Source organism: Faecalibacterium sp. 9, assembly GCF_048320955.1.
Taxonomy (GTDB): Bacteria; Bacillota; Clostridia; order Oscillospirales; family Ruminococcaceae; genus Faecalibacterium; species Faecalibacterium wellingii.
Window position 1 is genome coordinate 391,159 of record NZ_JBLWGB010000002.1, and the last position, 19,139, is coordinate 410,297.

Sequence of the window (19,139 nt, forward strand, 5' to 3'; positions counted from 1 at the left end):
ATGGCAAAGCGGATGATGAAGCTCACCGCTGAGGAAGTCCGGGCGAACATCCCGTACGACCTCATCTGCATGGTTCGCTACGGCTGCACTTGGAGCAGCGGTCGCCGCCGCAGGGCATGGCTGGCCGACTTCAGCGAATCGGAGCGGGAGGCCGCAGGGCGGCTGTTCCGCACGGCTCACAACTGGACGGTCGGCCGGGGCGTTCCCGATACCGTGCAGATGAGCCGGAAGACGTTCCACCTGTGGCAGAAGCTCGGTGACTTCTGCGCGTCCATCTGAAAGGAGAGGTCCGAATGGAAGAACGGAAATGGATTCTTGGCGATGACTTAGCAGCCTGCGATAACCTGCTGGACGGCATCACGTTTGAGGACGTGATTCTCGCAGTTCACTGCAACTGCCGCGTCATCAGCAGGGAGACCGTCACGAAGCAGTTCTTTGAAATCCTTGAACAGCGGCTCTTGGACATGAACGAATTGCTGAACCGCAACATTGACAAGATTGCAGAAGAAGCACGAAAGGGGAGAGAATGATATGAAAAAGGTCGTTAGTCCGTGTTTCTGCAAGGCCTACACCCGCAGCGGCAATGAAGAGACTGCGCGGGCATTCTGCGAAATCCAGTTTGAGAATGGCAGACTCAGCATCACCGGCGTTATCGGCCCCATGCCGAGCGGTAACTGCCGTGGCGGTGCTGGTCAGTGCGTTGATGAAATCCGCGAAGGCCGCCCCTGCGATGAATGGACGCAGGAAATGCTCGACAAGTTCTGCTCCATTTGGGATGAGTGGCATCTGAACGATATGCGGCCGTACTGCAAGCATCAGAAGGAGCTTGGCTGGGACAAGCTGGCCGTCACGCCTGTCACCCTGTACCACTATCGGCTGAACAGCAAAACCCTCCGGCTGCAGGAATCCATGAAGAAAAGCTCGTGGAAAATGCTCTGCGATGGCATGACCGCTGCTCTGAGCGATGACCAGATCGAAGTTGCCAAATTGCCGTACAGCCTTACGCTCCCTCACGAAATCTCTGGCGAGGCGGCTTTGTATTACGAACCGCAGAAGCCTCTCTATCCCGGAATGGCTGGTGCGACCGAAACAAAGACCCTCGGATGGCTCCATCCTGAGGAACACCCTGATGGCATTCTCGGAAAGCCCTGCCCGGTCTGTGGCTACCAGTACGGCCACTCGTGGTTGACGGAAGAAGTCCCGCAGGATGTGATTGACTGGCTGTGCAGCCTGCCTGAGTCGCCCGTCGAACCGGCGTGGGTGTGATTATGAGTGGCTATGAGCAGCTTTCCATGTTCACCATGAACGTGGACCCGATTACTGCCACCTGCTGCATGGATGGTTGCCCGGCTCGGGCCAGCCCGGTGGAGCCGTGGATGGCAGCGCTCATCCCCGCTGGAGAGTATGTGGTGCAGATTGCTGGGCATCCGCTGGTTCTGCGGCCCATGCCCGGCAGACAGGCCGACATCCAGCGTGGGCATGAATACTACCACTACATGATCGGCGGGCGGCTTTATGCCGGCACATTCGTTGGGAGGGATTCTGGATAATGGACAAGATCGTGGTCACAGCGGCGGACATCGAAAAGCTCCTTGCATGGCGGGATGAGCACAACGATCCGGTTCGTTCGATGCCGGTTCCCCTGCGAGAAGTGGAAATCCAGATTGTCGAGAGCGGCATCTCTATCAAGTGCTTCCGCTCTGACAAGAAGCTGAAGCTCTACCTCGACAGCCCGGCCCGGAAGCTCGGCCACGTTGTTTTTGCTCCGCTGGGCAACGGCCTGTGGAAGAAGAAAGTAAGCACGCTTCCTGCGGACTGTAACCCCACCGAAACCGAACAGGGCGCTTTGACCGTGTACGGCTCCCTGATGGCGCTGATGACGTATGGAACGGGCAGCATCCGTGGTGGCGTGGCTACCACAACCTCGAAGGCTCCTGCTGAACGTAAAAGCTCCACAAAGCCGCATACGGCAAGCACCACATACATCATTCACTCGGCCGAAAAACAGCTTACAGTGGTTCCAAGAGGCCACCATGCAAGCCCGGCCTGTTCCTTTACCGTAAGAGGCCACTTCCGCCACTACAAGAGCGGAAAGACGGTCTGGATTGCAGAGTACCGCAAGGGGACTGGCAGCAGCCGGGGAAAGACCTACAAGATTGGAGGTAATCTGGATGACTGAGCGGTCTGAATGGCAGTTCATCGTCGATTACGTCAAGGACAGCACGACAGATTTCTGCAATGCCACCTGTCGCAGTCAACTCATGGCCCTGTGGACCGCGTGCTGTATGCACAATGACCTGTGCGTTGATACGAAGATGTACGATGCAACGCTTTTTGATTTGTGGCTTGCCGTTTCACTTGAGCGGCGACGTGCCTTGCGCATCTTCCGCTTCAGTGAGTTCGATAGTTGGATGAGCCAGTGGCTCGTATAAGAAAGGAGTTTTTATATGCTTATGTTTTCAAAAAATGTTCCTTATATTGCTCAGGCCGGGCTGCTCCTCTCGCTTGGCGCCGACAGTCACGCAAAGAAACTCATCAATGACGCGCTTGCCGAAATGACCGACGGCATTTGCGAATTTGCACAGGGCTATATGCGTGCTGATTTGCAGCTTGTTGTTGCAGCTCTGAAGGCCACAGTTGACGCGCTGGAAGCAGTTCTCAATGACGATGATAAAGCCTTCGCCGATGATGTGTACCATGGCATGAATATTGCATCTATCGACGTTTCCGCATTTGTGAGTCAGGCAAAGGAAGGTGATAGAAATGACCAATGAACGCGCAGCCGAAATCCTCAACCCCACCCATTATGAGGACTACGACAGCCTCGAAACCGTGCAGGAAGCCTGCCGGATGGGCATGGTGGCCCTGAAGATGCAGATTCCTGAAGTGCCGCTGGCTCCCGGCGCTATTTTTGACTTCACCTGCCCGCACTGCGGGAGCAGGGACTACCTGAAGAACGAGGATGGAAACCGCAACAAGTTCTGCGGCCAGTGCGGCAAAGCGCTGGACTGGGAGGAGGTTTAAGCCATGAAGAACGATGCCGTGTTCAATCTTCTGCCGGAAGAAGAACTGCTTGCCCAGCTTGCAGAGGAGTGTTCCGAAGCTGCCAAAGCAGCCCTGAAACTCCGCCGCGCCCGCGACGGCGTGAATCCCACGCCGGTGTCCGAGGAGGAAGCCTTCGGCAACCTTGTCGAGGAGCTTGCCGACATCTACCTTTGCTCCATCGTACTGTTCGGCGGTGAGCTGGACGATGATGACCCCTGCAATATGTGCGATGATGTCGGGGATAACATGGTCGAGATCATGGAGCAGAAGCTCGCACGCTGGAAGTACCGCTTGATGAAGAAGGAGGCACCCAATGTCCCTGAAGAATAAAGCCGTCCTCATCAGCATCCGCCCTGAGTGGTGCGACCTCATTGTGCGGGGCAAGAAAACCATTGAGGTGCGCAAGACCCGTCCGAAGCTGGAAACGCCGTTTACGGCGTACATCTACTGCACAAAAGCTCCGCAGCAACTCATCACCATTTTCAAGGATGGCGAAGAAACGATGGACGGCGAAATCCATCACGGAAAGCCTGTGTTCGTAAAGTTCAATAAGCTACTGCCGGACAGCATACGCGGTAATACCCAGATGGTTATTGGAGAGTTCATCTGTGATGACATCCGGCGCATCGGCCCTGAGTACTGCATCGTCAAAGAAGATATTGAAACAGCGATTGCTGGAAGTTGCCTCAATATCAAGCAAGTGAAGGAATACGCCGACTGGGATATCGGTATGAACTATGCCGACATGAAAGACCTGTATGGCTGGCATATTTCCGGCCTCAAAATCTATGATAAGCCCCGCAATCTGCACGAGTTCGTCCGCTTCAATTTTCAAAGCATGAACGGAACCGATGTCTGCGGGAATGAGAGTTGCGAGCATTATCGGCCGTCTGGAAGCTATATGCTCCCACCGACCTGCGAAATCAATGGCTGCTATTTGAGCAAGCCGCCCCAGAGCTGGTGCTACGTTGCTGAGAATGAGGAGAATGTATGATGTGGGCTGAAATGTCTGATGCCGCCAAGTGGCTGGCCGTTGGAGCTGCGATTGTCGCGGCTATTATCGTAACTGGGCAGACGTACCCGCTGTGGTTCTTTCTGATTCCGATGATCTGTTGATGAGGAGGTGCCGACCGTGGAACTGAAGAACAGCGAGCATTACAACGACCCGACGCCGTATGAAGCACACAAGAACATCCGCAAGGAGGAACAGCTTGAAGCTGCCCGGATGCGCACCATCAGCGCATTGGTCAGCGCATTGAAGCAGGTAGCCGATCTCGCCGGGTTCGAGATCGTGGGCCGGGTTGTTCTTATGGACAAGGATTCCGGGAGGATTTTCAGATGAGTACCCCAAAGTGCGAGATGTGCGGACGGGACATACCGAACGCCAAGAACCGCCAGAAGTTCTGCCCTGACTGCGTAAAGAAACGTCAGGCCGCACAATCCCACAAATCTTATCTCAAGCACCGCGAGTATTATCTGGAACGCAGCCTTGCTCAAGCTGAACGTCGGAAGCAGGAAGCACTGGAGGAAAGGATGCTGGAGGAACTTTTGCTCGCAAAAAGACCGGAACCGAAGTACAGCATCACTCAGGTGGTCGAAAAGGCAAAAGACCTCGGCATCAGTTACGGCTGGTGTTCGTATCTGCTTTCGGTCGGAAAAGTCTGTATGGAATGAAAGGAGAGTGCTTATATGACGCTGATTACGAAGTCCGAAGAATTGATGGCCGTTTCTGTCCGGCAGGGTGTTGAGCTTGCCGCCATTGAGGCCAAAGTGCTGCTGGGCTATCTGGAGGGGCATGACTACAGCCTGATGATGGATGACAAGTTCCATCTCACCCTGCATGACAATCAGGACGGCGAGAATGCCGACAACGATCAGCCGTACACCATCCGGGACTGCATCGACTTCTGTCAGGAGATGAATAGTGAGCTTCTTCTGGAGGAAGCGGGAAAAGAAGGCGGCGACCCGGACTACTTCAGCGAGCTTCAGAAGGACGAGCTGATTCTGGGTCTGATGATGGAACGCGCAAAGGTAGCGCTTCCGCCCCGGACCAGCACCTACGATGTGGTCATCATCGAATACCTGAAGAAGGCCGTACCCGTCGAAGCCGCAAGTTGGGAAGAAGCCAAGATGCTTGTCAACGAGGCGTGGGACAACGGAACCTACGTCTTGACCGCAGATGACTTTGCCGGGGTGAGCTTTACGCTCGGCCGCTGATGTCGTCCAAAAAGCAGTTGCATTATCGGTAAGCATCTGTTAGAATAGAGATATGTGGAACTATACCGAGTAAAAAGGCCCCACACGGGGCTTTTTTGCTGCACAGATACAAACACTCTTTGGATGCAAAGGCCGAATTCCAGACGAAACCAGTGGCACTCCTGTGTTTTGAAAATGCTCGCATTTTCGCTGCTTTCCATACCGGCATCCCGACTCCCGTCAGTATGGGGGATGCGATGCTGATCCTCTGATCCTTTTCCCGGCATTCTGTTGTTGATGAGCCTGATCCCGGGCTTTTTCATGAAGATCGCACGGCTGTTTTCCGTGCACAGAAAGGAATAAAAACTATGCCTTCTTTGACGACCTACAAGCTGCTCAAGCAGGAACATGACGCCCGGCGGGGCGAGTTCAAGACCGTGCATGGCACGGTGCAGACGCCCGCTTTTCAGAACGTGGCTACTGCCGGTGCTATCAAGGGCGGCCTTTCGGCCCATGACCTTAAGGAGATCGGTGCGCAGGTGATGTTGTGCAATACTTATCATCTTCACCTTCGTCCCGGCGACAAGGTAGTGGCAGACATGGGCGGTCTGCACAAGTTCACCCGCTGGAACGGCCCCATCCTGACGGACAGTGGTGGATTTCAGGTATTCAGTCTGGCCAAGCTGCGCAAGATCACCGAAGAGGGGGTGACCTTCGCCTCCCATCTGGACGGCCACCGCATCTTTATGGGCCCGGAAGAGAGTATGCAGATTCAGGCAAACCTTGGCTCTACCATCGCCATGGCCTTTGATGAATGTGTGGAAAACCCCGCACAGCACGATTATTCCAAAGCCAGCTGCGAACGAACGACCCGCTGGCTGAAACGCTGTAAGATTGAAATGGCCCGCCTGAAGCATGAGGGCATTTCCGTGAATCCCGATCAGCTGCTGTTCGGCATCAATCAGGGCTGCACCTTTGCAGATCTGCGTGTAGAGCACATGAAGCAGATCGCAGACCTTGATCTGGACGGTTACGCCATCGGCGGTCTGGCTGTAGGCGAGCCTACCGAAGTGATGTACGAAATGATCAGTCAGGTGGAGCCCCACATGCCCAAGGATAAGATCCGCTATCTGATGGGCGTGGGCACGCCGGGCAATATCATTGAGGCAGTTTCCCGCGGCGTGGATCTGTTTGACTGTGTAATGCCCAGCCGCAACGCACGGCATGGTCACCTGAACACCTGGGGCGGTATTATCAACATCAAGAATGCAAAGTATGAGCGTGATGAACGCCCCATCGATCCTGCTTGTGGCTGTCCGGTCTGCCGCAGCTATTCCCGCGCTTATATCCGTCACCTGTTCAAAGCAGAAGAGATCCTGGGAATGCGCCTTGCTGTCATGCACAACCTGTGGTTCTATAACCATCTGATGGAGCGCATCCGCGATGAACTGGATGCCGGTACCTTTACAGCCTTCCACGACAACTATGTAAAGCTTTTGGATACCCGAATTTGAGAATAGCCCTTGCAACCTGTCGTTTAAAAAGGTATAATAATTCTATCTGAATTTTGAGAGGAGATTTTGCCCCATGCAATTTCTGACTACTACGTCCGAAGGCTACATCAGCCTGTTCTTTACACTGGCGCTGATGCTGGTCCTGCTGTACTTTATGATCTATCGTCCCCAGAAGAAGCAGGAGAAGAAGGACGCTGCAATGCGCAGCAGTCTGGAGATCGGCGATCAGGTCACGACCATCGGCGGCGTCATTGGCCGTGTGGTTGCAATCAAGGACGATACCTTTGTTCTTGAGACCGGTGCCGACCGTGTGAAGATCCGCTTTACCAAGACTGCAATTTCTGCAGTTGAAAAGCTGAACATGGACAAGGCTGACAAGAAGTAAGCTTTTTCTTCAAACAATTAAGAGCATATCAAACGCGTCTTCCTGCATAGATTACTGGCAGGGAGGCGCGTTTTTATGTCTGAGAAAAAATTTCCCCCTGCGGAACTCCGTTTTCTCTTTCTGGCAGGCGGGACTGCCTTTGTAGTAACGGCGGTATGTCTGGCGGCAATGGCCGCATGGATGGTCGCTCAAAAATGTCCGGGCACAGCCGCCGAACCTCTTGCCGCAGCTGCCGTTGGTGTCGGAAGCTTCTGCGGCGGCTGGGTAGCAGCATTCTGTAAAAAAGAGCGCGGGCTGATTTGCGGGCTTGTGCAGGGCGTGTTTTATGCCGCACTGCTCTGTGTGCTCAGTATCCCATCCGGAGCTATCACCGAAAGTGGTGCACAGATGCGCTTTGCAATCGTGATTTTGTGCGGCAGCATCGGAGGCTTTCTTGGTATGAAGAGCCGTGAGAGCAAGCGCCGCAGCTGACAGGAGAAAGTTCACAGGAGGTTTTGTAATGTGGGTCTATCAGCAGACTGCAGCCGATCAAGAATTTACAGGGCATCCGTGCCCGGAGGTCAGCATGGCTCCGGCCCTTGGGTCAGCCGAACCCTTGCGGCCGGAATTTCCGGATGAAGGATCACCGTCTCAAACGCGTTCGTCTATACAAAAATCTGCATCCCGGCAGATATCCGGGCAGAAAAATTGCTGGCTGCTCGTCTGTGCATTTTTGCTTGGCAGCACGGCTGCCGGAGTGATTAAGGCAATGTGCGCAGCGCAGCCTTTGGATTGGACAGCTCACTATTTTCAGGCATGGAGCAAGCTGTTTGATGCCGCAGGTCCACAGGCGACGATCGATCTTTTTGGTATACAGTATCTTACATTGGTTTTTGCGGCAACGGCCCTTCTGCTGCTGGGGTTTTCTGCACTGGGGCCGGTTCTGATCTTCCTGTTTGCCATGTTCTACGGGCTGGGAAGTGGAATGCTGACCGTCCAGCTGTTTGAACTGCAACGAAACGCAGGGAGATTGCTCGTTGCTCTGCTGCCTGCTGCTGTGGCAGCCGATGGGCTATGTATCTTTGGAGCGGATGCTCTGCGGGTAAGCGGGCAGATACGCGCCTGTTCTTTTTTCACTCCGGATTTTTGTGCGGGGCACGAGAGAATCCGGCTCAATACGCTGATGCGTGCCTATCTGCTCACCATCGTATTGTTCCTGCCTCTATGCGGGGTCTCCACTGCGCTTGCCGCTATCAGCAGTCGGCTTTGATCAGGGAGCATCTGAAGATGCTTTTCTTGCGGGTTTGCATGTTGTATGCTACAATAGAGAAAACTAAAACCGATACAATGAAAACAGGAGCTTTTGATGAAAATAAAGACAGTCTATGTGTGCTCCAACTGCGGGGAGACAAGCCCCCGCTGGATGGGCCGCTGCCCCAGCTGCGGCAGCTGGAACACCATGAATGAAGACGTTGTGGCCGAAGCCCCCAAACCCGGCACCGCCGCAGCCAAGCAGGCAGCAGCGGCACGGCCCGAGGGCGTGACCAGCCTGACAGCCAAGCGCCTTTCTGAGATCAGCACCACAGAAGAAAAGAGCCGCATCCTGACGGGCATTTCCGAGCTGGACCGCGTGCTGGGCGGCGGCATTGTGCTGGGCGGCGTGGTGCTGCTGAGCGGTGAGCCCGGCGTAGGCAAGTCCACCATGCTGTTGCAGCTGTGCGGTGCTATTTCCAACCGGCACAGCGTGCTGTATATCACCGGCGAGGAATCGGTGCGGCAGGTCAAGCTGCGTGCGGCCCGTTTGAAGGTGCCGCAGGACAACATTTTTCTGGCAGCTGAAAACGATGTGGATGAGATCTGCGGCCTGATCGAAAAGGAAAAGCCGGATCTGGTAGTCATCGATTCTATCCAGACGATGCGCTGCATGGATATTTCGTCCTCTTCCGGCACCGTAAGTCAGGTGAAGGAGAGCGCTGCGCGTTTACTGGCCGTTGCCAAAAAGCAGGAGATCCCCATGTTTATCGTGGGCCATGTGAACAAGGACGGTGCCATTGCAGGACCCAAGGTCATGGAGCACATTGTGGATACGGTGCTCTATTTTGAGGGCGATAAAATGCTGCCGTACCGAATCCTGCGTGCGGCCAAAAACCGCTACGGCTCCACCAATGAACTTGGCATGTTTGATATGACAGGGCAGGGCCTTGCAGAAATTGAAAATCCTTCGCAGATGCTCTTGGAGGGTCGGCCCCTGGGCGTTTCCGGCAACTGTGTGGCCTGTACCATGGAAGGCAGCCGGCCCATCCTGAGCGAGATTCAGGCTCTCGCCACCAAAACAAATTTTCCGGCACCGCGCCGTGCCTGCAGCGGCTACGATTACAACCGCATGAATCTGCTGATCGCTGTGCTGGAAAAGCGTGCAGGCTACTTCTTTGGCAATCTGGATGTCTATATCAATATCGTGGGCGGCATTGCACTGCGGGATACAGCCTGTGATCTTTCGGTCTGCCTGAGCATGGTCTCATCGCTGCTGGACAGGCCTGTCAGCGATAAGCTGATCGCCATTGGCGAGGTCGGCCTTGGCGGTGAAGTACGCAGCGTTCCCAATTTGGAACAGCGCCTGCACGAGGCAGAACGTATTGGCTTTGAACGCGCGGTGATCCCGAAGCACAGCCTGAATCATCTGAACCCGGCAGATTACCCGGGAATGCAACTGGTCGGTGCAGCCTATATCACGGATGCCATCAACGCGCTGAAATCGGACCGTTTATAAAATTATAAGAGGGAACTATGTCGATCTATCTGGATGAAAAAAATCCTGGCAAGCATAAGCCATTCGATGATGCTTCACAGGATATCGTAGAATATGTCCGCTATCTGGAAGTGATCGCGGGCAAAAGCGCCAATACGGCATTCAGTTATTACTGTGATCTGCGCGGCTTCAGCCGTTTCATGAAGCGTCGCCGCGGCCTTGTTCCGGATGACAGCGAAATGAAGGACATCGACCCGAAAGGTCTGGATACCGCATTCTGGGCAACGGTCACAAAAGAAGATATTTATGAATATTTGTATTTTTTGAGCCGTGAATGCGGCAACAAAAAATCTTCGACCGCCCGGCGGCTGGCCAGTCTGCACGGCTTTTACGATTATCTGGTCAATCAGGTCAACCGGCTGGATGCGGACCCCACAGCCGCCATCCATCCACCCAAGCAGGATAAAGTTCTGCCCAAATACCTGACAGCGGAACAGTCCATTGAACTTTTGGAAAGCACGCAGACACAAAGCGATTTTCCAGAACGAGATTACTGCATGGTCGTGCTGTTCCTAAACTGTGGGATGCGTCTGGCCGAGTTGGTAGGAATGAATCTTGACGATATCGATCTGGAAAACCGCCAGATCCGGCTGTTCGGCAAAGGCCATAAGGAGCGCATGGTCTATCTGAATGACGCATGCATTGAGGCACTGCAGCTCTATTTAAGCAAGCGCAACACGATGGAAGGCCTTTTGCCGCAGGAAAAAGCCGTATTCATCACCCGGCGGCGCAAGGAACGCATCTCAAACCGCAGGGTAGAGCAGCTTGTTACCGGTGCCATGAAGGCTGCCGGACTGAAGGGCTTTTCAACCCATAAGCTGCGACACACTGCAGCCACGCTGATGTATCAGACTGGTAATGTGGACATTCTGACTTTAAAGCAACTGCTGGGTCACAGCAGCGTTTCTACCACCCAAATTTACACGCATCTGCAAGAATTTCAGGTGCGTGCCGCTATTGAGGAAAACCCTCTGGGTAAACTCAAAAAGCCAAAGTCCGCGCCCAAAGCCTTGGATACAACAGAACAAGAAACAGGGGAGAGCAGCGAGAAAATAATGCCGGAGCAAGAGCCTGTGCCGATGGAAGCGTTTGACGGCGCAGCCAAGGATGGCATTGGTCTGGACGCTGCTGCGCTTGCCATGGCGCAGAATGCTGACGTTGAAAACCGGAACGACTGATTTTTACTTATAAGCAAGAAACACCTCGTTATGTAAAATGAATCTGCACCGTCTATGACAGGTCTAGGACTCGGATCTGTCATAGACATTTTTTATAGGTTATCATGGAATCATAGGCCGGAATCCAGCCAACGAATTAAAATAACACGAGCGAATGGTCATGCACAGAAAAATAAAATGATCAGAATGGTTCTAACACGGATACCATAATGAAAGATGCGTGCCTGAAAAAGAATACTGTACGCAGAAAGCGAATGTATGTGTGTCCGGTAAAGCCCGTTATAGAAAATGATTCGAAAAAGGAATTACAACCGCAAAACGCAAATGAAATGCATCAAACGATGAAAAACTGCAAAAAGCCGATAAAACAGCATCGCGGTCAACGAAAGGTCCACAGACTGCCGAAAAAGCCGAATCTGAGAAAAGAGGCTTTTTTCACTCCCCTGTATTTCACATAACGTGCATTATACGAAATATATGCAATCAAAAAAACAGGTCTCCTCTCTCTTCCACTTTCGAGTTCGGAGACCCGTTTGTGAGTGCATCGTCTGGAACGGGATCGTTCTGCCGGTACATCTCTTTTTGTTCAATTCAGGGAAAGTCCGGCCAGCTGTTCAGACTGCGGCTGTGTGCCAAAGTATTCACAGATTGCCTCATAATAAATGCGTGCCGCTTTTTTACAGCCTTCTTCGCTGCCGAACCGTGTTGCATCGGCTTCATTCGTTACAAAGCACTGTTCTGCCAATACAGCCGGACAGTTCACGTCTTCTAACAATGTAAAGCTGCGTTCTTCCCGTATTTCGGTATGGGTGCTCTCCACCAGTTGTTTCTGATCGTTTTCCAGATAATAGATGTACCGGACTCCCCCGTGCCCGCGCAATGCTGCGCCTGAGGCCTGCATCCCTTCCGCAAGCAGCTGTGCAAAATAAAAGCTTTCCTGATGCCAGGTGCGGCCCGGTACGGACGGATAGCATTCAAAGCCGGATGCCGTGGAACCATTTGCAGCAGAGTTGCCATGGATAGAGAGCAGCAGCTGCGGCGACTGATCCGAAGCCCGGGCCGCACGCTGTGCAGGCGTTGCGGTCTCATCGAAGCTGTTACGGGTCTGCAGCGGGATAAAATTTGCATCCTGCTGTAACAATCGGATCAGTTCTGCTGCTGTGGCAGCCGTCATATTTTTTTCTTCAACAACTCCCCTTGCGCCCGGGTCTACACCACCATGTCCGGCATCGATCACCACCCGGTATGGCGGGTCGCCTACCTGTGGCCGAAACTCTTCACCGGCAATGCTTTCAGCGGGGTGAGCCGTCTGCAGCGTCCGTGCTGCGTACCAAAGTGAACAGCCAAACCAGATAGCCGCCCCGCAAAAAATCAGGATGATGACGTTTTTGATTTTGTGAGAAGTTTGTTTGTGTCTTTTTGCATGTGCGGCTTTGGAATATCGTTTTGCCATGTTGGCCTACTTCCTTCTAATATCAGTATTCCTTATAGAATACGATCTTGCGCAGCAAATTCCTGCAGATCAAGAGAAAAAAGCTATCCAGATCATACTCCGGATAGCTTTTTGTTATTTCAGTTCTACCACGGTCACGCCGCTTTCACCTTCGCCGTAGCGTCCCAGACGAAAACTTTTGACCATGCGGTTTCCGCGCAGATGCTTATGAATGGCTGTGCGCAACGCACCGGTTCCATTGCCGTGGATCAGGTAGACCACCGTCTGCCCGTTCAGAATCGCATGGTCAATAAAGGAATCCACCTCCGGCAACGCTTCGTCCACGGTCAGACCGAGCAGATTGCATTCCATTTTAGCAGAACGCTGCACGCGCTCTACCCTGCCGTTTGGACGGTTGGCATCACCGGTCAGACGGGAGTAGCGCTGCTGCGCCTTGGTCTGCGGTTTCTTTTCCTTGACCAGTTTTTCCGGCTGCTTCAATCCCTTGAGCGGGACCTTGGTCTTGATGATACCGGCACGCACCAGCACATCACCGTTTTTATCTGGCAGAGCCAGCACGGTGGCCAGCTGGTTCAGCTCTGCAATGCAGACCTCCTGCCCTACTTTGACCTCTTTCAGCGGCACAAACTCCTTGACGGGATTGTGCACCACTTCTGTGCCGATGAAGAGTTTTTCGGATTCTTTCTTTGCAATCTCACGTGCGCGCTGTGCCTTCTGCTGGGTGCTCATGCGTTCATCTTTCTGCAGCTGGCGCAGCTCATCGGTCAGAGCGTAGGCCTGACTTTCCACCTGCTGAGCCAGTGCGCGGGCCTTGGCACGGGCGGCTTCCAGCTCATTTTCGCCTTGCTGGATCAGCTCATCGCGTTTTTTCTGGGCGGCTTCCAGCTGATGAGAGGCCTCATTTTTCAGCTCTTCCACCTCGTTCTGGCTTTCCTTCAGCTGTAATTTCAAATCGTCCAGCTGCCCCAGAACAGCATCCAGCCGCTTATCCTCTGCGGACAGGTGCTGCTGCGCCGCTTCAATGACACGCTCCGGGATGCCAAGTTTTTCACTGATGAGGAATGCATTGGATTTGCCCGGTACGCCGACACTCAGTTTGTAGGTGGGGCGCAGTGTTTCCAGATCGAACTCACAGCTGGCATTGACCACGCCTTTTGTTTCCAGTGCAAACACCTTGAGCTCTGCGTAATGGGTGGTGGCCATCAGCAAAACGCCGCGGCGGCGCAGTTCCTCAATAATGGCAACAGCCAATGCAGCGCCCTCAGCGGGGTCGGTGCCGGCACCCAACTCGTCCAGCAGCACCAGCGTATGCGGCATGGCAAGCTCCAGGATTCCGGTGATCTTTTTCATGTGGCCGGAGAAGGTGGAAAGGCTCTGCTCAATGCTCTGCTCGTCGCCGATGTCTACCAGAAATTCGTCAAATACGCAGATCTCGCTGCGCTCATCAGCCGGGATCAAAAAGCCGCACTGCGCCATAGCGCACAGCAGACCGGCGGTTTTCAAGGTGACGGTCTTACCGCCGGTGTTCGGGCCGGTGATAATAAGCGAATCGTATTCCCTGCCCAATGCAATATCTACCGGCACGCACTTTTTAGGATCGATCAGCGGATGCCGCGCACGGATCAGAGAGAAAGAATTGTCTGTACGCACAGCAGGCTTAAAGGCCTTGAGATCCAGCGCCAGACGCGCTTTTGCCAGCAGAATGTCAATTTCCAGCATGGCCTTATAGCTGTACTGGAACTGTGGTTCGATGGCGGCCACCTGTGCAGTGAACGCCACCAATATGCGTTCGATCTCCTGGGCTTCCTGTGCGCGATACTGCAAAATGCGGGCATTTGCTTCCACAACGGCCTGCGGCTCCACAAAAACAGTAGCTCCGGTGGAGGATACGTCGTGGATGATGCCGCTCACTTCGCTGCGATATTCGCTCTTGACCGGCACAACATACCGGCCGTTGCGCATGGATACCACACTCTCCTGCAGATATTTGGAGGTGTCCATGTTGCGCACCATGCTTTCCAAGCGGTCTCGGATGCTGTTTTCGGTGGCGCGGATCTTCTTGCGCAGGTCATTCAGCGTATGGGAAGCCGTGTCTGCCATGGCATCCGGTGCCAGAATGGCGCTGGAGATCTGCTGTTCCAGACTTGGCTGCGGTGCCAGTGCATAGAACAGATCATCTGTCGGCAGAGCATCGTGCTCCGATGCTCCATACCAGCTTGAAAGATTCTGAAAATTGCGCAGCGCACCGGCTACCATCAGCAGCTCACCCATTGAGAGCACACCGCCCTTGACCGCGCGTGCCGCCAGCTGGCTGACATTTTCTACACCGCCAAAACGAGGCGAGCCATTCTTGATCAGCAGGGTATTGATCGCATCGGTCTGCTCCAGCGCATAGCGCACTTCATCCGGGTCGCACTGCGGCTGAAGGGCAAGCAGCATCTCATGCGCTTCCTTGCACACACAGCCTTCTGCTGCACGGGCGATGATCTTATCCAGTTCCAGTGTTTTTAAGTAACTTGTTTCCATAGGGTTTCCTTTATGCTCAGGGCAGCAGTGATTTTAAAAAGTCATAGCTTTTCAAGGGCTTATCCAGATGGACCAGAGCATACCGCTCTGCCACCGCAGCAAGCTTTTCCAGACTGCCCACAGATATTTTAAATGCAAATATTTTTTTGTCGTCTACAAGACAGATATGCCGCAATGCATACAAAGCGCCCTGATCCAGATTGCAGGTATTACCCTGCTTTGCGGCACAATCCGCACAAAGCAGATGCCCCTCCTGCACATCCAGATAAAAGGCGGCTCCATCATACACACCGCAGTCACGGCAGCATACGATCTGCGGCATAAAGCCGCATTCACTCATTGTGCGCAGCTCAAAAACGGCTTTGACCACCCGCAGATCTGTTTTGCTCTCACTGACCATATAAAAGCAGTTTAACAAAAGCCGGAGTTCCCGCTGTGCTTCCTGCCCGGTGGGCGAAAGAGTCATTGCCATCTCAGCCATATACATCGCAAGGCTCATGCCTTCAATGCTGGCCGAAATGCCGTGAAAGACGTTTTTCACTTCGGCTTCCCGCACGGTATACATGTTGCGGCCCGGCACCAGCGTAAACTCTGAATAGCAGAACAGCCCGCAGGCGCTGAACAATTTGCTTTTCAGCCGCAGGCTGCTCTGTGCAGAGGCTGAGATCACACCCAGCTCCGGCGTCAGGATCGTCAGGATCCGATCCGATTCCTTATAGCGGGTCTCCTTCAGTACCAGACCCGTGGTTACAAAGGCTTCCATTTTCCCTGTCCTCTGCTGTGGCTTCTTCCGGCTGCTTTTGCTTATAATCGAGATAGCGAAGGATATTGCCCGTGCAGGCAAACGCCTGCCAGCTTGTCTGCGCATCCATCTTACAGCACCTCTTCCCTTTTGCGGATAGTTTCAGTTTTATTCTGCTCCTTCATCCAAGGGAAATCTGTCCTGATCTGGAAAGTGTCAGCGATTGTTATTGTTCTGCTTAAAACCAAAGTTGTTCAGCAAGAACTCGTTATCCCGCCAATCTGACTTTACCTTGACCCAGCACTGCAGATTGACCCGGCAGCCAAGAAACTCCTCGCAGTCTGCACGGGCTGCACTGGCGATCTTTTTCAGCATTGTACCGCCCTTGCCAATAACCATGCCCTTGTGGCTTTCACGCTCACAGTAAATGTTCACATCAATATCGATCAGGTCTGTGTCCGGGCGCTCTTTGAAACGTTCCACCACAACGGCGATGCCGTGCGGGATCTCATCCCGCATGAACAGAAGTGCCTTCTCACGAATGACTTCTGCCACCAGCTCTTTTTCCGGCATGTCGGTGTAGGCGTCATCATCAAAGTAATGTGGGCCCTCCACGGCATAACGGCTCAGTGCATCGAACAGCATCTCGCAACCGTCGTTATCCCGTACACTGACTGTGTAGATATCATCGAACACGCCCAGCGCTTTCAGCTCTTCCCTGCGGGCCTCCAGATCGGCAGGCTCCTTGACAAGATCCGTCTTGTTGATGACGGCAATAGCCGGGCCACCACTGCTGCGCAGCATATCCACCAGCACCATTTCGGATTCGTTCAATGCGCCATAGGGCTCAAACAGCATCATGGAAACGTCCACATCTGCAATGGAGTCGCTGGCCGTCTTGTCCATCCGCTTACCCAGTTTGTTTCGTGCCTTGTGCACACCGGGCGTATCCAGCAGAACATACTGCAGCGGCCCGCGGGTAATGACACCCGTGATGCGGGTACGGGTGGTTTGAGGCTTGGAGGTGACGATCGCCACCTTTTCGCCGACCAGAAGGTTGGTCAGGCTGGATTTGCCTACATTGGGACGGCCAATGACCGCTACAAAAACGGACGACGTATCATAATGCCCCTGAATGGGTGTTGCGTTACTCAAAATTTAGCTCCTGTCTGTTTTGTGCGGCAGCCGCACAGTGATAAGTGAATTACTCGGTATAGCTGACGGTGCGCGGCAGACCCAGCTGCAGCAGAACGGCCTCTTCTTTTTCCCGCATATGCATCGCTTCCAGACCGCCATTCTCGTGGTCATAGCCCAGCAGATGCAGCATGGAATGCACGGTCAGGAAAGCCACCTCACGCTGCAGCGGATGGCCGTAAAGGTTGGCCTGCTCCTGTGCACGCTCCATGCTGATGACGATATCTCCCAGCATCTTGCAGCCGTTGTTCTCGTCCACATCGTATTTGCCATCCACCCCCAGAGGGAAACTCAGCACATCAGTGGGCATGGGCTTGTTGCGGTACTGGTTGTTCAGCTCTGCAATGGCAGCGTTATCCACAAAGGTAACGCTGATCTCTGCGGGTGCTTCAAAGTGTTCATATTCCAGTACAGCATTGCAGGCACGGCGGATAAGGATACGCAGACCAGAAGGAACCTTGACGGCCTTCTGTGAATTGGTGATCAAAACTTTATTGGACATAAATCAGTCCACTCCTTTCTGCTTTTGATAATCTTTTATCTCAACTCTGAGGATCTTATTTTTCAGGGTGTGCAGCTTTTTCATAGGCCTTGATGATCTCCTGCACAAGGCGATGACGCACAACGTCCTTTTCCGTGAAGTAGCACTGCGCAATGCCGTTCACATTCTTGAGCACATGCAGTGCGTCTACAAGGCCGCTGCGTGTTCGCTCCGGCAGGTCGATCTGGGTCACATCACCGGTGACCACGACCTTGGAACCCACTCCCATGCGGGTCAGAAACATTTTCATCTGCTCGGGCGTGGTGTTCTGCGCCTCGTCCAGAATAATAAAGGAATCGTCCAGCGTGCGGCCTCGCATATAGGCAAGAGGCGCCACCTCAATGATCTGTTTTTCCACAAGACGCTCATAGGTCTCGGCACCCAGCATATCAAACAGGCCGTCATACAGTGGGCGCAGATAGGGGTCTACCTTCTGCTGCAGGTCACCGGGCAGGAAGCCCAGCTTCTCGCCTGCTTCCACTGCCGGGCGGGTCAGCACAATGCGGGATATTTCCTTGGCCTTGAACGCTTTCACTGCCATGGCCACAGCCAGATAGGTCTTGCCTGTGCCCGCCGGGCCAACGCCAAAGGTGATGGCATTGCTGCGGATCGCATTCAGGTATTCTTTCTGTCCCAAGGTCTTAGGCCGGATAGGACGGCCCTTGACCGTCACCGTTACAAAGTCCTCGGTCAGTTCCTTGACCCGCTTTTCCGCACCGTCGTGAGCCAGACTGATGCAGTAACGCACCGTCTGATCCTCCAGCGGCGTATGGTTTTCCATCAGAAGCAGCATCCCTTCCACGGCACGGTTCGCAGCGGCAACGTTAGCAGGCTCGCCCGAGAGCCGCAGCTGCGTGCCTCGGCAGACTGCCGTAACCGAAAATTCGTGTTCCAGCAGACGGATGTTGCGGTCACAATTGCCAAAGACCGCCGCAGCCACCTCTACGCTATCCAGTTCAATGTTCTTTTCTGCCATGTGCTCCTCCTGAAAAGACCTATTTTAATGCTTCTATTGTACCACCAAAACATCATTTAGAAAACTATGAAAATTGCACAAAATATTTTTATTGTATCCAGCGTTTTTCCATGGAGCCTCTCGCAGCACAGCCAGATGATGTGCCGGTTCTCTTTATTTGCAGCCCAAAACAGTGACCGCCGGCCGCACGGATATGCAGTCGGTGGTTCGTGTGTCGGCAAACTGCGTTCCTACGTTGTCAAGTGCCATCCGGGAGAAAAAAGCAGCGAATCTTTGGGCAAAACGGCAATGGCATATTCTCTCCTGCCGTGCTACAATAGCAAGCGTTGTGTGCTTACCGCTGATCGCTGCAAAAAAGGAGAATGGACTATGGAACAACTTTTTCTGATGCCCGGACAGGAACGCTGTGAACGCTTTAAGGATGCCAATGGCACTCCCCGTGTCCATTATTCTTACTGCTCGATGCGCGGTGCTTTCTTTGATTGTGAAAGTCGCAGTCTGGAAGAAGCGCAGCGCCTGTGCGAGGACTGGCTGGTCGGTCAGGATCGCTGTTATCGCAATTGAATTTCGGAATTTTTGATAGCGTCTGTAAACAAAGAAA

General features: G+C 53.6%; 26 protein-coding genes. 20 read left to right on the forward strand and 6 right to left on the reverse strand.

Annotated features, from left to right (window positions below):
* The 19 genes from ACKXF9_RS10570 to ACKXF9_RS10660 all read left to right on the forward strand — a co-directional run bounded on the left by ACKXF9_RS10570 (position 1) and on the right by ACKXF9_RS10660 (position 11,106).
* A complete protein-coding gene (locus ACKXF9_RS10570) occupies positions 1–279 on the forward strand; it encodes a hypothetical protein (RefSeq protein WP_418266142.1) in 279 nt (92 codons plus the stop codon).
* Between the two features lie 14 nt (positions 280–293).
* A complete protein-coding gene (locus ACKXF9_RS10575) occupies positions 294–530 on the forward strand; it encodes a hypothetical protein (protein WP_418266143.1) in 237 nt (78 codons plus the stop codon).
* A gap of 1 nt (position 531) precedes the next feature.
* Complete coding sequence (locus tag ACKXF9_RS10580) at positions 532–1,266, forward strand: hypothetical protein (RefSeq protein ID WP_418266144.1); 735 nt, start codon at positions 532–534, stop codon at positions 1,264–1,266.
* A 2-nt stretch (positions 1,267–1,268) separates the two neighbouring features.
* Positions 1,269–1,550 (forward strand): hypothetical protein, encoded by a 282-nt coding sequence (locus ACKXF9_RS10585; RefSeq protein WP_418266145.1) that lies wholly within the window; start codon positions 1,269–1,271, stop codon positions 1,548–1,550.
* Positions 1,550–2,179 (forward strand): hypothetical protein, encoded by a 630-nt coding sequence (locus ACKXF9_RS10590; RefSeq protein ID WP_418266146.1) that lies wholly within the window; start codon positions 1,550–1,552, stop codon positions 2,177–2,179. Before ACKXF9_RS10585 ends, ACKXF9_RS10590 begins: the two co-directional genes overlap by 1 nt.
* On the forward strand, positions 2,172–2,432 hold the full coding sequence (locus ACKXF9_RS10595; RefSeq protein WP_418266147.1) for a hypothetical protein: 261 nt from the start codon (positions 2,172–2,174) through the stop codon (positions 2,430–2,432). Before ACKXF9_RS10590 ends, ACKXF9_RS10595 begins: the two co-directional genes overlap by 8 nt.
* A 15-nt stretch (positions 2,433–2,447) precedes the next feature.
* Positions 2,448–2,774: a hypothetical protein gene (locus ACKXF9_RS10600; RefSeq protein ID WP_118527089.1), complete on the forward strand. Its 327-nt coding sequence runs from the start codon at positions 2,448–2,450 to the stop codon at positions 2,772–2,774.
* Positions 2,764–3,024 carry a hypothetical protein gene (locus ACKXF9_RS10605; protein WP_418266148.1) on the forward strand — a complete coding sequence of 87 codons (261 nt, stop codon included), beginning with the start codon at positions 2,764–2,766 and terminating at the stop codon, positions 3,022–3,024. The genes ACKXF9_RS10600 and ACKXF9_RS10605 overlap by 11 nt, the downstream gene beginning before the upstream one ends.
* 3 nt (positions 3,025–3,027) lie before the next feature.
* Positions 3,028–3,375 (forward strand): hypothetical protein, encoded by a 348-nt coding sequence (locus ACKXF9_RS10610; protein ID WP_418266149.1) that lies wholly within the window; start codon positions 3,028–3,030, stop codon positions 3,373–3,375.
* Positions 3,359–4,039 (forward strand): ASCH domain-containing protein, encoded by a 681-nt coding sequence (locus ACKXF9_RS10615; protein ID WP_418266150.1) that lies wholly within the window; start codon positions 3,359–3,361, stop codon positions 4,037–4,039. Before ACKXF9_RS10610 ends, ACKXF9_RS10615 begins: the two co-directional genes overlap by 17 nt.
* 138 nt (positions 4,040–4,177) lie before the next feature.
* Positions 4,178–4,387, forward strand: a complete 210-nt coding sequence (locus tag ACKXF9_RS10620; RefSeq protein ID WP_223454326.1) for a hypothetical protein — start codon at positions 4,178–4,180, stop codon at positions 4,385–4,387.
* A complete protein-coding gene (locus ACKXF9_RS10625; protein ID WP_418266151.1) occupies positions 4,384–4,719 on the forward strand; it encodes a hypothetical protein in 336 nt (111 codons plus the stop codon). Before ACKXF9_RS10620 ends, ACKXF9_RS10625 begins: the two co-directional genes overlap by 4 nt.
* A 15-nt stretch (positions 4,720–4,734) precedes the next feature.
* Positions 4,735–5,262 carry a DpnD/PcfM family protein gene (locus ACKXF9_RS10630; RefSeq protein WP_418266152.1) on the forward strand — a complete coding sequence of 176 codons (528 nt, stop codon included), beginning with the start codon at positions 4,735–4,737 and terminating at the stop codon, positions 5,260–5,262.
* Positions 5,263–5,609: 347 nt separating this feature from the next.
* Entirely contained in the window at positions 5,610–6,755 is a 1,146-nt protein-coding gene (gene tgt / locus ACKXF9_RS10635; protein WP_339394877.1) for a tRNA guanosine(34) transglycosylase Tgt, read from the forward strand.
* A gap of 73 nt (positions 6,756–6,828) precedes the next feature.
* On the forward strand, positions 6,829–7,140 hold the full coding sequence (yajC, locus tag ACKXF9_RS10640; RefSeq protein WP_005942086.1) for a preprotein translocase subunit YajC: 312 nt from the start codon (positions 6,829–6,831) through the stop codon (positions 7,138–7,140).
* Between the two features lie 75 nt (positions 7,141–7,215).
* Positions 7,216–7,611 carry a TIGR04086 family membrane protein gene (locus ACKXF9_RS10645; protein WP_418266153.1) on the forward strand — a complete coding sequence of 132 codons (396 nt, stop codon included), beginning with the start codon at positions 7,216–7,218 and terminating at the stop codon, positions 7,609–7,611.
* A gap of 28 nt (positions 7,612–7,639) precedes the next feature.
* Positions 7,640–8,389: a hypothetical protein gene (locus ACKXF9_RS10650; RefSeq protein WP_418266154.1), complete on the forward strand. Its 750-nt coding sequence runs from the start codon at positions 7,640–7,642 to the stop codon at positions 8,387–8,389.
* A 96-nt stretch (positions 8,390–8,485) separates the two neighbouring features.
* Positions 8,486–9,889: a DNA repair protein RadA gene (gene radA / locus ACKXF9_RS10655; protein WP_348583500.1), complete on the forward strand. Its 1,404-nt coding sequence runs from the start codon at positions 8,486–8,488 to the stop codon at positions 9,887–9,889.
* A 17-nt stretch (positions 9,890–9,906) separates the two neighbouring features.
* On the forward strand, positions 9,907–11,106 hold the full coding sequence (locus tag ACKXF9_RS10660; protein WP_418266155.1) for a tyrosine-type recombinase/integrase: 1,200 nt from the start codon (positions 9,907–9,909) through the stop codon (positions 11,104–11,106).
* 586 nt (positions 11,107–11,692) lie between these two features.
* Here the strand turns inward: ACKXF9_RS10660 and ACKXF9_RS10665 are convergent.
* The 6 genes from ACKXF9_RS10665 to ACKXF9_RS10690 form a co-directional block, all read right to left on the reverse strand.
* The gene (locus ACKXF9_RS10665; RefSeq protein ID WP_418266156.1) at positions 11,693–12,559 is read right to left on the reverse strand and encodes an N-acetylmuramoyl-L-alanine amidase family protein; all 867 of its coding nucleotides are present in this window, start codon (positions 12,557–12,559) and stop codon (positions 11,693–11,695) included.
* A 114-nt stretch (positions 12,560–12,673) separates the two neighbouring features.
* Positions 12,674–15,085, reverse strand: a complete 2,412-nt coding sequence (locus ACKXF9_RS10670) for an endonuclease MutS2 (RefSeq protein ID WP_418266157.1) — start codon at positions 15,083–15,085, stop codon at positions 12,674–12,676.
* 16 nt (positions 15,086–15,101) lie between these two features.
* Positions 15,102–15,848: a DNA repair protein RecO gene (recO, locus tag ACKXF9_RS10675; protein WP_418266158.1), complete on the reverse strand. Its 747-nt coding sequence runs from the start codon at positions 15,846–15,848 to the stop codon at positions 15,102–15,104.
* A gap of 195 nt (positions 15,849–16,043) precedes the next feature.
* Positions 16,044–16,982 carry a GTPase Era gene (gene era / locus ACKXF9_RS10680; protein ID WP_418266159.1) on the reverse strand — a complete coding sequence of 313 codons (939 nt, stop codon included), beginning with the start codon at positions 16,980–16,982 and terminating at the stop codon, positions 16,044–16,046.
* Between the two features lie 49 nt (positions 16,983–17,031).
* On the reverse strand, positions 17,032–17,523 hold the full coding sequence (ybeY, locus tag ACKXF9_RS10685) for an rRNA maturation RNase YbeY (RefSeq protein ID WP_249236628.1): 492 nt from the start codon (positions 17,521–17,523) through the stop codon (positions 17,032–17,034).
* A gap of 55 nt (positions 17,524–17,578) precedes the next feature.
* Positions 17,579–18,538 (reverse strand): PhoH family protein, encoded by a 960-nt coding sequence (locus ACKXF9_RS10690; protein ID WP_418266160.1) that lies wholly within the window; start codon positions 18,536–18,538, stop codon positions 17,579–17,581.
* Positions 18,539–18,907: 369 nt separating this feature from the next.
* On the opposite strand from ACKXF9_RS10690, the gene ACKXF9_RS10695 reads away from it, so the two are divergent.
* Complete coding sequence (locus tag ACKXF9_RS10695) at positions 18,908–19,102, forward strand: DUF3873 family protein (RefSeq protein WP_339394930.1); 195 nt, start codon at positions 18,908–18,910, stop codon at positions 19,100–19,102.
* Positions 19,103–19,139: the final 37 nt, after the last annotated feature.